9 protein-coding genes and 1 tRNA gene are annotated in these 14,373 nt (G+C 66.6%); 6 read left to right on the plus strand and 4 right to left on the minus strand.

The window, feature by feature from the left end; translation table 11 throughout:
• The first annotated feature begins 16 nt into the window (after window positions 1-16).
• Window positions 17-2,137, plus strand: coding sequence for an ATP-dependent DNA helicase UvrD2 (locus FS507_RS13550; RefSeq protein WP_145943316.1), 2,121 nt, complete (start codon window positions 17-19; stop codon window positions 2,135-2,137).
• 18 nt (window positions 2,138-2,155) lie between these two features.
• On the opposite strand, the gene FS507_RS13555 is transcribed toward FS507_RS13550, so the two are convergent.
• Window positions 2,156-3,031, minus strand: coding sequence for a TOMM precursor leader peptide-binding protein (locus tag FS507_RS13555; RefSeq protein WP_145943317.1), 876 nt, complete (start codon window positions 3,029-3,031; stop codon window positions 2,156-2,158).
• A 99-nt stretch (window positions 3,032-3,130) separates the two neighbouring features.
• Here FS507_RS13555 and FS507_RS13560 point away from each other — a divergent pair, with 99 nt between their 5' ends.
• On the plus strand, window positions 3,131-3,715 hold the full coding sequence (locus tag FS507_RS13560; protein ID WP_145943318.1) for a M48 metallopeptidase family protein: 585 nt from the start codon (window positions 3,131-3,133) through the stop codon (window positions 3,713-3,715).
• Here FS507_RS13560 and FS507_RS13565 read toward each other — a convergent pair whose 3' ends face one another.
• Window positions 3,716-5,197 carry a zinc-dependent metalloprotease gene (locus FS507_RS13565; RefSeq protein WP_145943319.1) on the minus strand — a complete coding sequence of 494 codons (1,482 nt, stop codon included), beginning with the start codon at window positions 5,195-5,197 and terminating at the stop codon, window positions 3,716-3,718.
• Between the two features lie 236 nt (window positions 5,198-5,433).
• Here FS507_RS13565 and FS507_RS13570 point away from each other — a divergent pair, with 236 nt between their 5' ends.
• Window positions 5,434-6,519: a YlbL family protein gene (locus FS507_RS13570; protein ID WP_260853487.1), complete on the plus strand. Its 1,086-nt coding sequence runs from the start codon at window positions 5,434-5,436 to the stop codon at window positions 6,517-6,519.
• A 1-nt stretch (window position 6,520) separates the two neighbouring features.
• Here the strand turns inward: FS507_RS13570 and FS507_RS13575 are convergent, their stop codons facing one another.
• Complete coding sequence (locus tag FS507_RS13575; protein WP_145943321.1) at window positions 6,521-7,057, minus strand: PPA1309 family protein; 537 nt, start codon at window positions 7,055-7,057, stop codon at window positions 6,521-6,523.
• A gap of 161 nt (window positions 7,058-7,218) precedes the next feature.
• On the opposite strand from FS507_RS13575, the gene FS507_RS13580 reads away from it, so the two are divergent.
• The 3 genes from FS507_RS13580 (at window position 7,219) to FS507_RS13590 (ending at window position 12,181) form a co-directional block, all read left to right on the plus strand.
• Entirely contained in the window at window positions 7,219-10,296 is a 3,078-nt protein-coding gene (locus FS507_RS13580; protein WP_145943322.1) for a UPF0182 family protein, read from the plus strand.
• A gap of 157 nt (window positions 10,297-10,453) precedes the next feature.
• Window positions 10,454-10,527, plus strand: a tRNA-Met gene (locus FS507_RS13585).
• A gap of 343 nt (window positions 10,528-10,870) precedes the next feature.
• Window positions 10,871-12,181 (plus strand): acid phosphatase, encoded by a 1,311-nt coding sequence (locus tag FS507_RS13590; RefSeq protein ID WP_260853481.1) that lies wholly within the window; start codon window positions 10,871-10,873, stop codon window positions 12,179-12,181.
• Between the two features lie 12 nt (window positions 12,182-12,193).
• Here FS507_RS13590 and FS507_RS13595 read toward each other — a convergent pair whose 3' ends face one another.
• Entirely contained in the window at window positions 12,194-14,371 is a 2,178-nt protein-coding gene (locus FS507_RS13595) for a PTS fructose transporter subunit IIABC (protein ID WP_145943323.1), read from the minus strand.
• Window positions 14,372-14,373: the final 2 nt, after the last annotated feature.

Below are 14,373 nucleotides of genomic sequence, written 5' to 3' on the forward strand. Positions count from 1 at the left end.
GGCGAGACCACCAACCGTGTCAGGACGACTCGACCAGCTCAACCTGGATGCACTGGACCCTGAACAGCTCCGGGCCGCCACCGCCCCCCGTGGCCCGGTGAGCATCATCGCCGGAGCGGGCACCGGCAAGACCCGGACGATCACCCACCGGATCGCCCACCTGGTGTCCGGGGGGTTCGTCAACCCCGACCATGTCCTGGCGGTGACGTTCACCAACCGGGCGGCGGCGGAACTGCGGGAACGGCTCACCATGATGGGTGTGGCCCGGGTGCAGGCGAAGACGTTCCATGCCGCGGCGATGCACCAGTTGCGCTACTTCTGGCCCAAGGTCATGGGGGGCACACCCTGGGAACTGCTGGACTCCAAGTTTCCACTGGTCGCCAGGATCACCCGCGCCGTCGGGCTGGAACCGGACCGTACGCTGCTGGCCGACCTCCTCGGCGAGATCGAGTGGTCCAAGGCGTCGCTGATCGCCCCGACGTCCTACCCGTCACACATCGGGCCGGACCGCCGGGACTGCCCGGTGGACCCCGAGAAGTTCGTGAAGATCTTCGAGGGGTACGAGCAGGCGAAGGCCACACCTGACCGGGTGCTGCTCGATTTCGACGACCTCCTGCAGTCCATGGCGGGCCTGCTCGAGTCAGAGGTCGGCGTCGCCGATGAATTCCGGGAGCGTTACCGCACGTTCGTCGTCGACGAGTACCAGGATGTGACGCCGTTGCAGCAGCGTCTCCTGGGCGCCTGGCTCGGTGACCGGGACGACCTCACGGTTGTCGGCGACGCCAACCAGACGATCTACTCCTTCAACGGTGCGACCCCGGACCACCTGCTGAGGTTCTCCACGAGGTTCCCCGACTCCACCACGGTCCGGCTTCACCGCGACTACCGTTCCACGCCGCAGGTTGTTGATCTGGCGAACCGTGTCATCGGCCAGGCCAGGGGCAGGGCCGCGGGCACCCGACTGGTCCTGGAAGGTCAGCGACCACCGGGCCCGGACCCGGAGTTCTCCGAGTACCCGGACGAGACGGTCGAGGCCGACGATGTGGCCCGTCGTATCGCCGAACTCATCAAGCAGGGTGTGCCTGCCGCGGAGATCGCGGTGCTCTACCGCATCAACGCCCAGTCGGCGGCGTTCGAGTACGCCCTCGACAAGGCGGGTATCGCCTACCAGGTCAAGGGGGGCGACGGTTTCTTCCAGCGTGCCGAGATCCGTCAGGCGGTGCAGGCACTCGGTCAGGCGGCACGACAGGTGCAGGCGCGTGCCCGGGTTCAGGACCAGGATGATGCGCAGGACCAGCTGGCAGGTAGCCTCGTCGACCAGGTCCGGGCCGTCCTGCTGCCCGTCGGCCTGACCCCGAGCGAGCCCGAGGGTGCCCAGGAACGTCAGCGGTGGCAGTCGTTGAGCGCCCTTGCGGATCTGGCCGGCGAACTGACGGCGACGACCCCGGGGCTCGACCTGCCGGGGTTGATGGGGCTTCTCAAGGAGCGGGCCCAGGCGAAGAACCCGCCCCGGATGCAGGGAGTGACACTGGCCAGCGTCCACGCGGCCAAGGGACTCGAATGGGACGCGGTGTTCCTGGTCGGACTCGTCGACGGGACGCTTCCCATCCGGCACGCGCTCAAGGGCTCGCATTCGGAGGACGCTGTCGAGGAGGAACGCCGGCTCCTCTACGTCGGGGTCACGCGTGCCAGGGAACATCTCCACCTGTCGTGGTCACAGGCCCGGCAGCCCGGCGGCAAGGCGACCCGGCGACGGACGCGGTTCCTCGACGGCATGGTCCCCTGGGAGGCGGAGCGTGTTGCGGCACAGAAAGCACCGAAGTCGAAACCACGGGACTCCTGCGACACCTGCGGGGTCCGTCTGACGACCCCGGAGCAGCGCATCCTCGGACTGTGTGACGCCCACGCCGGAGACATCGACCAGGTCCTGGTCACAGAGCTGCGCGGTTGGCGTAGCGCCACGGCGAAGTCACGCGACGTCCCCGCCTATGTCGTGATGAGTGACGCGACCTTGCGTGCGGTCTGCCACCGGGCTCCGACCACGGTGCAGGAGCTTGTCCAGGTGCCGGGGATCGGTCCGATGAAGGTCGAGCAGTTCGGGGAGGACATCCTGGGCATCATCCGTAACTTCCGCTGAGCCGGGTCGGGACAGGACTCACCGCGCAGGAGCCGCCCGGCACGACGGACATCCCGGGAGACGCACCGGAAGCATCCGCGACGTGGTCAGCCCCACCGGGTCGAGGAACCGTCGTGTATCCAGTCCCTCCGGCGTCCAGTCCGACAGTGGCCTCCCGGGCCCCAGCGCATTCCGGACGATGTCGGCGACGATCGCCGAGGCGACCTCTGTCATCCCGGACCCCGGTCGACCGACACTGCCGGGGGTCTGGGCGCGGATGAGTCGCCAGTCAGGGTCTTCGCCGAGGAGTTGGGTGTCCAGGCACGTCAGACACGGTGTGTCGCCCGGACGGACCAGCGGGCCGACCACCACTCTGCCGTCGACCACACCGCAGGGCAGGTGCGGGACTCCCTGGGCCATCAGCCGGTGGCTGACATCCTGGGGCGGAAACAGCTGTCCGGCGAGGACCACCAGGGACGAGGGGTCCAACCGTCCGAAGGCGGGTGCTCCCGGGGTGACTGCTGCGGCGGTGACGCCGCGTCGCATCAGGTCCTGCAGGACGGTCGAAGTCATGGCGGACGGGCCGGTGACATGGACCGTCTGGACCGTCGCCCCGGTGGCAGGCACAGCCCGGAGGAGACCTGCGGCCCGCAGGTCGTCAACCACACCCGCGGCGTGCTCGGCGGTGAATCCGCAGTGTCCCAGTCTCGTCTCCAGCTCACCTGCCGCGACGGGACGCATCGTCTCCCGGACGACAAGCATCACCTGGTTCGCTGAGACCCCCGGAGGCATCGCGAGAACCAGCGAGTGTCCCGGCAACGTCCCGAACTGGAGATGGTGTGGGGAGCGCAGGATCAGCGAGGTGGCGTCCCTCAGTATCACCATGTTGTCGCCCCCGACGACGGTCGATGTCATGTAAAATCCCCCTGACTGGCACACAAGCTCTCGACATGCACAGTGTAGCCTGCGCTCCGCCACTGTGCAGCGGGTCGACGAGACCGCGGAAGGTGACACATGGCAGGACGACGACGTACCCCCACCAGGGCTCAACTCGAGGTCGTCGACGATTTTGCCCCGGATGTCGAGATCCGGTTGTCCGCGCGTCGTGAGCGCACCATCGCAGGGAGGATGGAACGGGGGAGGGTGATCGTGCTCGCCCCGATGTCCATGGACGCGGCGAATCTGCGTCGGAGCACCTCCGACCTGGTTGAACGGGTGCGGCGGCGTAACAGTGCCGCCGCGGGGCAGGCGTCGGACGATGACCTGATGCTGCGTGCGGCGGAACTCAACGACAAGTACCTGGAAGGACGGGCCGAGTTCCGGAGTGTGCGCTGGGTGGGGAACATGACACGACGGTGGGCCAGCTGCTCGGTGGATTCCGGCCGGATACGGGTCTCTGACCGGTTGAAGGAGGTTCCCGGTTATGTCCTTGATTCAGTGGTCATCCATGAACTGGTGCATACCTGGATTCCGGACCACGGGCCTGACTTCCATGCGTGGGCGGCAAAAGCCCCGCAGGCGGAACGCGCTGCGGGGTACCTGGAAGCCTACGGACGGTGGGGCGTCGGACGGGGCGACGAGTCCGGAGACGTGGACTGACTACCTGTCCCCGTCGCCGCTGTCGTTCTCGTCGTCAGAGTCTTCCGGGTCTTCCGGCGCGTCGAACCCCTTGTTGATCTCACGCTCGAGACGCTCGATCTCGCCGATCGGGTCGAAGCCGTCGACGTCCTCCTGGGAAGCCAGAATGGAGTCGATGAACCCGGCCGGCGAGTCGAGGTCGCTGTCGACGGGGAGGAAGTCCGGGTGGTTCCAGACGTCGTCGCGACGTTCGGTACCCACGGCCACGGTCAGCCGTCGCCACAGCTCCGCGGCCTCGGAGGCCTTCGGGGCGGAGAGGCTGATTCCGACGGTCTTCACCAGGGACTCCATCCCGGGCTGGTCGTTGTCGCGGTAGACCGACCAGGCGGCACCGATGCTCGAGGCCACGGGGAGTCGCTCACCCAGTGCCTCACCGACGACGACGTCGACCCACCCCTCGATCAGCGACAGGCTTGTCTCGAGTCGGACGCGGGCATGGTCGGTGGAGGAGACGATGGTGGGGGAGAGGTCGGAGTTCTGCAGCTGCGACATCATCTCCTGGAGCTTCTCCGGGTCGCCCAGCATCTCCGGGTTGAAGTCCTGGCTGGCCTCCTCGAGTGCGGAATTGTCCAGGCTCAGTCCGGTGGCGAACTCCTCGACATCGAGGATCACCCGCTCCACCAGCCATGGAACATGCTGGAAGAGCCGTAGGTGGGCGGCTTCGCGTGCGGCGAGGTAGATCAGTGTCTCCCGGCGTTCGGCACCGAGCTTCTTCGACAGGTCGTCGAGCCGGTCGGTGGCGATGGCGGCGACCGAGCCTTCCGCGAGCGGGATGCCCCACTGCGTGGACATCGCGACACTGCCGGCGAGTTCGCCCAGGGCACGGCCCAGCTGCATCCCGAAGTTCATGCCGTTGACCTGGCTGAAGATGCCCATCATGGGGCCCATCTGGGACCGGATCTCCTCCGGCATCCCCTCCATGGTGGCATCGCCCAGTTTCTCGGCGAGTGGGTTGATGACCCGCTTCCACCGCGGGAGGGTCTCGTCCAGCCACTGGGCCCCGGTGAAGGCGACGGAGCCTGTGGCACCGGCCGGGAGGGTGGTGGCCTCGTCCAGCCAGAGCTCCACCAGCCGCACGGACTCGGCCACGGCCTGGCTGTCTTTCGTGGCGGGCCTGCTCTTCGCCGCGCTGCCGGAGAGCTGTTGACGTGCGATCCGTTCGGCGAGGGCGTAATTGACGGGCCCTTGCGCGTCCGGCGAGTTCATGTCCTTGCCGAAGCCGCTCAGCATCGAACCGAACTGGCCGAGGATGTCTCCCAGACCCGGTCCCTGCTGGCCGCCTTGACCCCCCTGGCCGCCCTGGGGACCGAAGAACATACCGAACGGGTTCGCTCCGAAGCCGAACGGGTCGTTACCGGAGTTTCCGTTCTCGTTCTCCCGCCGCCGACGCTCGTCGTCGGACTCATCGTCAGGGCCGTTGAAACCGAATCCGAAATTGCTCATGCCACGAGACTACCCGCGAGCTTCCGTGCTCCCCACCGTCGTCCGTGCGCTGACAGCGAACACCGTGGATGTCGGGGCAGGGCTGTAAGGTGACCGGGGTGAGTTCCAGTATTCCTCCCCACAGTGACACCGGTGGCAGCACCGACTCCACCGAAGGTACCGGCAGCAGCGGCAGCACCGGCGGCACACCGTCGACCGCCGGTGGTCGACGCCGGTTCCGGACCGTCGTCGTCGGGCTGCTTCCGGTCGTTGCACTGGTGGCGCTGCTCGCGATCCCGACGATTCCCGGGACCGACGTGAACCTGACCGTGCCTTTCGCGGCGGAAGGCGAGGGGCCGACCTACGACACGCTGGGCGAGGTCAACGGCACGCCCGTCGTGGACATCACCGGGACCGATGCGGAACTCGACGGTGACCTGGCGGACTCTGAGGGGCAGCTCAACATGACGACTGTCGCGGTGCGGACCAAACTCAGTCTCGCTGAGACGATGAAGCGGTGGTTGGGAAGCGATGACACCATCGTTCCTGTCGAGCAGGTCATACCGTCCGACTCGACTCCGGAGGAGGTCGCCCGTCGGAACGCCGCAGCTTTCGCGGCATCCGAGTCCAATGCGACCGTCGCTGCGATGGGCTATCTCGACCGGCCGTTGGAAACCACGGTCTACGAGATCGCCGATGATGCGCCGGCCGCGGGGACGCTCCGCGAGAATGACGTCATCACGGCGGTGGACGGCACGGACGTGACACTTCCCGCGGAGGTCGCTGACGCCGTCGCCGAGCACTCCCCGGGCGACGACGTCGAGCTGACGGTACGGCGTGGACAGGACGAGATCACAGAATCAGTGACCCTCGGCGAGGTGCCGGAGGAACTGCGGAGCAACTCCGCTGCGACGGCGGCTGAGGACGCCGGCGAGTCCGACAAGGCGTACCTGGGGGTCACGATGGTGGCTCAGCCGGCCGGGGACCTGAAGGTCCGCTATAACCTGAAGGACATCGGGGGGCCGAGCGCCGGGCTGATGTTCTCGCTCGCCGTCGTCGACAAACTCTCCCCGGGTGACATCAGCGGCGGAAAGTTCGTCGCCGGTACCGGTACGATCTCGGCGGACGGCTCCGTGGGCCCGATCGGCGGGATCACCCACAAGATCGCCGCCGCCCAGCATGCCGGCGCCGAGGTCTTCCTGGTTCCGTCCGGCAACTGCAGTGAGGCGACGGGAATGTCCTACGACGGTGACATCGACCTCCTGTCGGTCGATTCCCTCGACGGAGCGGTGGACGCGATGGAGAAGTACAACAACGGCGGAGACGCCCCTACCTGCGGTTGACTCAGTCCTCGAAGGTGAAGCGCAGCATGGAGGTGACACCCGGGGCGATCTCGGCCCCGTCCATGCCGCCGAGCAGCTCGACCTTGTCCTCGGCGAAAGGGTCGGCGGCGATGTCGTCCTCGGACGGACGCAACTGGAGCAGTGTGCGGTCGGGCCCTCCGTCGACGACCCCGGTGAAGATCCGCGCCTGACGCGGGGTGGCGTCCGGATCCGCGGAATTGCGGAACATGATCTCCTGGGCGAGCACGGCCCCGACGACGACGTCGGGCCACCGCACGGTCGCGATGTATTCGCCGAGTTCATCGGAACCGGGGCGGATATGGTCGGGGAGGTCGTCCTGGACGACCAGGGAGAGCGGGGAGTTGTCGCTGTCGTCGTCATTGTCTCCGGCGGCGATGACGTCCTGCACGAGTTCGGTCGGGACCAGTGCGAACAACGTCGCCGGGCGGTCCCATCCTTCGGCGTGCACGAAGTCGACGGCCTCACGGAGGGCGGCGTTGAGCGGACGGATGTCGCTCGTGTGGTTACTGGCGTTCATCTTGGGAGGACCTCACGGTGACGGCGGACGGGTGCGGACAGTAGTCTAGACGCAGACAGTTTTGTCGTCGGAATCCGACAGCCCGCGCATCCGGTGTCATCCCCGCCGGAACCTGGGGTCGGGCCGACTCTCATGACCGACAGCAGGAGAGAACTGAACCCTTGAGCATCCCGGAGATTCCAAAACCAGGACGCAGATCCAAGATCCTCGGCACCGTCGCCGTCGTGATTGCTCTGCTCTTTTTCCTTGTCCCGGTCCTGGTCTCGAACTACACGGAACTGCAGTGGTTCCGTTCGATCGACTTCCAGGCCATATTCCTCAGCGTTCTCGTGACCCGGGTGATCTTGTTCATCGTGTTCGGGCTCGTGGCCGCTGCCATCGTCTGGGGTGCGTGTTTCGCCGCGTTCCGGGCCGCGCCGAAAGAGTCGGACTTCCCCGACGTCTCCGAGATCGGGCTCGGGGGTGACGACTCACCGCTGACCGCGAACCGCGCGGAGATCCGGAAGGCCATCCGTCCGTTCCTCATCATCGTCCCGCTGATCGCAGGTGTCATCACCGGCATGATCGCCCAGGGAAACTGGCGGACAGTCCGGCTGTTCCTCTCCGGCGGTGACTTCGGCGTCGAGGATCCGCAGTTCCAGATGGACCTCGGGTTCTACGCCTTCACCCTGCCCCTGCTGACGTTCGTGCTCGGCACCGTGTCCGTGCTGGTGATCGTCGCGTTCCTGGTGAACCTGCTGGCCCACTACCTGCTCGGGACGATCAGCACGGGTAACCCCAGGGCCGGTGAGAAGGCCCGCATCGGTGCGCCGGCGCGTCGCCAGCTGGTGATCATCGCCGGTATCTGGATGCTGCTCAAGGCAGTCGACTACTGGTTCCAGCGGTACGCGCTGCTGAACAACCAGCACGACACCTTCACCGGCGGCTCCTACACCGACATCAACGCGATCCTGCCGGCGAAGATCCTGCTGCTGGTGGTCTCCCTGTTCGTCGCCGCCATGTTCTTCAGCTCGATCCTGCTGAAGGACCTGCGTGTCCCGGCCCTCGCCGTCGGTCTGATGATCGTGGCGAACCTCGCCATCGGTGTGGGTTGGCCGGCGGTGATGGAGCAGTTCTCGGTCAACCCGAACCGCGCCGAGAAGGAGCGGGAGTACATCGCCCGCAACATCGAGTCGACGCGCCAGGCCTACGGCATCGAGACCGCCGAGGACAGCGCCCGCGAAGGCTACGAGAACCCGGACGGTCAGGTCACCTACGAACGGAACTGGGGCGGCCAGTCCTCTGGCGACGCCAGCGAGCGCCGCTCCATCGCCGACGACGACGCCACGCTGTCGAATATCCGCCTTCTGGACCCGGACGTGTTGTCGCCGACGTTCACCCAGCAGCAGCAGCTGCGTAACTTCTACGGCTTCCCCGACGAACTCTCGGTGGACCGTTACGAGGTGGACGGCGACATGCGGGACTTCGTGGTCGCTGCGCGCGAGATCGACCCGAATGCACTGTCCGGCAACCAGACGGACTGGATCAACCAGCACACCGTCTACACCCACGGCAACGGCTTCATCGCCGCGCCCGCGAATACCGTGGACGAGGTCGCGCAGGACGCCGCCTCCGCCCGTGGTGGCTACCCGATCTACACCGTCGCCGACCTGCAGAACATGGAGAACGACCGGCAGACCGGCGAGCTGGACCTGGAGATGGAGCAGCCCCGCATCTACTTCGGACCGGTCATCGCGGGGGCGGATGCTGCGAACGCCGACTACGCCATCGTCGGTGACGACGGATCGGGCACACCGCGTGAGTACGACACGGACAACTCCGAGTACACCTACACCGGCGAGGGCGGTGTGGGGGTCTCCAACATCTTCCACCGTGCGCTGTACGCCGCGAAGTTCCAGGAGATGAACATCCTCCTGTCGGACGTCATCGGCGACGACTCGAAGATCCTCTACGACCGTGACCCGCGCGAGCGTGTCCACAAGGTCGCCCCGTGGCTGACCACCGACTCGAAGACCTACCCGGTCGTCATCGACGGCAGGATCAAGTGGGTCGTGGACGGGTACACCACCCTGGAGAACCTGCCGTACTCCGAGCGCACCCAGCTCGACTCCGCCACCGAGGACGCCCTCACCGAGGATCCCGCATCGCAGCAGCGTGCCGTCACCAACGACGTCAGCTACATCCGTAACTCCGTCAAGGCCGTCGTCGACGCCTACGACGGAACTGTCGACCTCTTCGAGTTCGATGAGGAGGACCCCGTGCTCAAGGCATGGGAGGGTGTGTTCCCGAATGTGGTGAAGCCGAAGGAGGAGATCAGCGACGAACTGATGGAGCACCTGCGGTACCCGGAGGACCTGTTCAAGGTTCAGCGTGAACTGATCGCCAAGTACCACGTGGACGATCCGGGCACGTTCTTCACGAACGACGCTTTCTGGTCGGTCCCGGGCGACCCGACGGGACCTGAGGGCGGTCAAGAGCTCAACCAGCCGCCGTACCACGTGGTGGCAACCGATCCGGAGACGAACCGGCCGAGCTTCCAGCTGATCACCCCGTTCCGCGGTCTGCGCCGTGAGTTCCTGTCTGCACACATGACAGTCAGCTCTGACCCGGAGACCTATGGTCGGATCTACGTCCGCCAGCTGCCGACGAACACGCAGACGCAGGGGCCGAAGCAGGCGCAGGACACGATGATGTCGTCCGACGAGATCGCCCGTGAGCGCACCCTGCTGGAGGGCACCAACACCCTGACCAACGGCAACCTGTTGACGTTGCCGGTCGGCGACGGGCAGATCCTCTACGTTGAGCCGGTCTACTCCCAGCGCGCCGACCAGGAATCGGCGTTCCCGAAGCTGTTGCGCGTGCTGGTGAGCTACAACGGTTCGGTCGGCTACGCGCCGACGGTCAGTGAGGCTCTGGAGCAGGTCGGCATCGACCCGGACGCGGCCACGGAGATCGCTGAGTCCGGAGGAGAGGCTGCGGACGAGAACGCCGCGGCTGCCGGTGGGGACGACTCGGACTCCGACTCGGATTCCGACAGCACGTCCACCTCCACTCCGTCGTCGTCAGCGGCTGAGACCCCGGACGGTGGTTCGGGCGGAGGCGCTGAGCCGTCGGAGGACCAGCTGTCGGCGATCCGCGACGCCATGGACCGGGTCAACGACGCCCGGGAGAACGGCACCTTCGAGGAATTCGGTCGGGCACTGGATGACTTGGACGCGGCCGTGGAAGACGCCCAGTAAGAAGCAGTGGGACAGTCCAGCGCCCCGGGATATGAAAAACCCCGGTGCGCTGGGCTTTTTGCATTCTGCGGGCCGTGATTTCACATTTGTCGGAGACTGCGTTACGCTATGGGAGTCGCTGACACGGAGAGCAACGTTCTCCGGGACAGTTACCCGTCGCGGGGTGGAGCAGCTCGGTAGCTCGCTGGGCTCATAACCCAGAGGTCGTAGGTTCGAATCCTGCCCCCGCTACTACATAGGCCCCCTGGCTGGTGATCATCACCAGTCAGGGGTTCCTGCATGTCCGCGTTAAACGAGGGTTAAGAGACAAGCACTTCTCTTCCCTACGGGTGCGTTGTTCGGCAGGTGCCAGGATCGGTCACCGCAGAGTCTCTGCTCCAGCCGATCCTGGCAGCTGAGTCACACGGTGCCCTCCCCAGACCGGTGATTGTCGGCATCATCGTGGAAGTCGCAGGCCGGGAATTCTCGCCCGGATTACCTCGAGTTCACCCGCCGTCCACCGGCATCCTGCAGTATCAGTCTGTCCGGGACAATTCCGGTGGCCCTGTGCCGGAGAACGACAGAGGAGAACGTGGTGTCGCCCACGCGTCAGAAAACCATCCGCAGAACCGCTGTGAACGGCCTCGCGCCGGTGCTCGTGGCGTCCCTGATCGCAGGGACGGTGTCGGCGGTTCCTGCGAACGCACAACCCGTCGCCCCCGCGACGCTCACAGAGACGGTGGGGGAGTACCTCCCCGCCACCGTGCCGGCCGTGCAGCACCCCGGTGCCCCGGTACCGGAACCGCTGTCTCCGTCGGACTACGGCTGGTACATCTCTGACCTGAGCTCCTACGACGGCGGCATCTACTATGACGTCGTCAGCAGCTTCAGCGACCTCCGGGACAGGCATCCCGAGGTGATGGAGGACAGTCTCGATACCGTGGTCGAGGTCAACAACAGTGCCGATCCAGGGACCGTGCGTCGGGCCCAGGTCGATGCTGCGGCCGATGACGGCAATCTCCTCACCGCGTTGTCCGACGCCTTCGGTTCCACGCTCGGGCAGGCACTGCGCACGTCGCTGCAGGAGCACCGGTTGCCGAAGATCCGTGCCCTGATGGACTCCGGGTACCTCTCCCGCGCCGGTGGGCTGGCGAGTTCCACGCTGATCGAGAAGGAGATCTTCAACTACGACCGTCCCTTCGTCGTCGCTCCTGACCGGATCACGAAACACACCGGTGGGGGTAACGAAGGACTGTACGATCTCGGTGGGTCGGCGGCCTTCCCGTCCGGGCACACCAACCAGGCGAGCTGGACCACCACGCTGCTCGCCGTGCTCCTGCCGGAGCTGGCACCGCAGCTGCTGGCCCGTGGTGCCGAGGCAGGCTACAACCGCATGGTGATGGGAGTACATTACCCACTGGACGTCATCGGCGGACGGATGACAGGTCAGGCTGCGGCGGCGGACCGGTGGAACGACCCGAGGATGCGGACGGTCCTCACCGAGGCAGGGCAGGAGCTCCGCGCCGAGCTGGAGTGGCGGACAGGGCTGCCACTGTCGGAGGCCGTCGCCACAGACACGCCGTACCGCCCGACAGAGGTCGCGGTCGACGAGTTCACGTCGAGGATGACTCACGGGCTCCGTCGGGTGGGTGATCCGGATGCCCCGTTGACCGTGCCCCAGGGAGCGCCGGAACTGCTCGTGACTGCGTTCCCTGAATTGGACTGGGGGCAGCGTGCACGTGTCCTGGCGGCGACGGCGCTGCCGGCGGGGTATCCGCTCGACGACCAGTCGTCGAAGGGTCGTGAGGTGGGAAGCTGGCAGCGGATGAATCTCGCCGCCGCCTTCGCCGCCGATGTCCGGGTGGGGCCGGACGGTGCGATGACGGTCGACGGCCGCGCGGCCTGACAGCCCTCGAGATCAAGCGGATGCGGTCGCGGGTTCCTTCTCTTCAGACCCGGAGTGTGTTCCTTCCGGGTCCTTGGTCGTGACCTGCTTGACGATGATCACGGTGATCGCGGAGATGACCATGCCGACCACCACGGCGATGATCAGACCCCACCAGTTGTCCATGAGCGGCATGACCCAGACACCGCCGTGGGGTGCGCGGCTGCCGACCTCGAAGGCCATGGACAGGGCACCGGTCACGGCGCCACCGAGCATCATCGAGGGGATCACGCGCAGCGGGTCGGCCGCGGCGAACGGGATGGCACCCTCGGTGATGAAGGACGCGCCCAGCAGCCAGGAGGACTTGCCGTTCTCCCGCTCCTCCTTGGTCCACAACTTCGGACGGATCGTGGTCGCCAGGGCCAGGGCCAACGGCGGGACCATGCCGGCGGCGATCACGGTGGCCATGATCTGGAATGCTGCGGTGTCGCCGGTGGACAGTCCGGCGGTACCGAAGAGGTAGGCGGCCTTGTTCACCGGGCCACCGAGGTCGAAGCACATCATGAGGCCGATGATCAGTCCGAGCAGGATCGCCGAGGACCCGGTCATGCTGGACAGCCAGTTCTGCAGGGCCTCCATCAGCGCGGCCAGCGGACGTCCGAGTACCAGGAACATGGACGCGGCGGTGACGAGGGTGGCGAGCAGCGGGATGATCACGACGGGCATCATCGAGCCGAGCCAGCGGGGGACCTTCCAGGTCTGGATCCACATGGCGATCAGGCCGGCGATGACACCGGTGACCAGGCCGCCGATGAAGCCGGCACCGACCAGGACAGAGATGGCACCGCCGACGAAGCCGGGGACGATGCCGGGGCGACCGGCCAGTGCGTAGGCGGTGTAGCCCGACAGGGCGGCGACGATGAACCCCATCGCCGTGTCACCGCCGCCGAAGAACACCGCACCGAGGTAGAGCAGGATTCCGGAACGGTCGGAGTAGAGGATCTCGTCACTGCCGTCGAGGGTGTACTGCAGGTTGTCCGGCAGGTTCCACAGGGAGTGGTCGAGGACCACGTCCTGCCACACGTTGGAGACGTTGTAGCCGCCGATGACGAAGCCCAGGGCCATGAGCAGACCGCCGGCCGCGACGAACGGCACCATGTAGGACACACCGGTCATGATGGACTGCTGGATCCGCCGTCCCCACCCGAGGTTGGTGTCGTCATCGTCGTCGCCACCGGTGTCCCCGCCGCTGGCGGACACGCGGGTGGGGTTCTCTGCGGACGAGGCGGCGATGGCGCGGTCGATGAGTTCGTCCGGGTCCGAGATGCCCTTCTTCACCGGGACGTCGACGACGGGCTTCCCGGCGAACCGGGCGATGTCGCGGACGCCCACACCGTGGGCGAAGATGACTGCGTCAGCCTCGTCGATCTGGGCCCTGGTGAGCTTGTCGCCTCCGGAGGAGCCCTGGGTCTCGATGATGATCTCGACGTCGTCCCGGGCGTCGGCCGCCTGCGTGAGGGCGTCGGCGGCCATGTAGGTGTGTGCGATGCCGGTCGGGCATGACGTCACGCCGACGAGCTTCACCGTCTGGGACGCGGCAGGTGCCGTCGGTGCTGCCGCGGTTTCGGTCGCTGTCTGCGCCGGGCTGTCAGCCGCAGCCTCCGACACCTCGGCGGGGGCTGCGCTCTTCTTCGCCTTCTTCTTGTTCAGGACGTCGGTCACCAGGGTGACGATCTCGTCCTCCGACTGTGCCGAGCGCAGGGAGGCGACGAAGTCCTTCTTCACCAGTGCCCGTGCCAGCGTACTCAGCACCTTCATGTGGGCGCTGCCGGCGCCTTCCGGGGCGAGGATCATGAAGACCAGGTCGGTGCCCAGCGGCTTGCCGTCGTCGTCGGTCTCGTCCGAACCGAAGTCCGTGGGGGTCTTCAACCTGGCGAAACCGAGGGAGGGTTCCTCGACGGCGGCGGTACGGCAGTGGGGGATGGCGATGCCACCGGGCAGTCCCGTGGCGGCCTTCTCCTCACGGGCGTGGATGTCGGCGAGGAGCTGGGTGGTGTCGGTGGCACGTCCGGCTTTGACCTGCAGGTCAGCCAGTTCGGTGAGAACCGCTTCTTTCTCGGCCGGGATGTCGGCGTCGAGGGAGACCAGGGCGGGGACGATGACCGGGCGGTCGTCTGAACCGCCCGACGTGGTGGGAGGTGGCGTGGTCATGG

It is taken from the genome of Corynebacterium glyciniphilum AJ 3170 (genome assembly GCF_007673095.1).
Lineage (GTDB): Bacteria > Actinomycetota > Actinomycetes > Mycobacteriales > Mycobacteriaceae > Corynebacterium.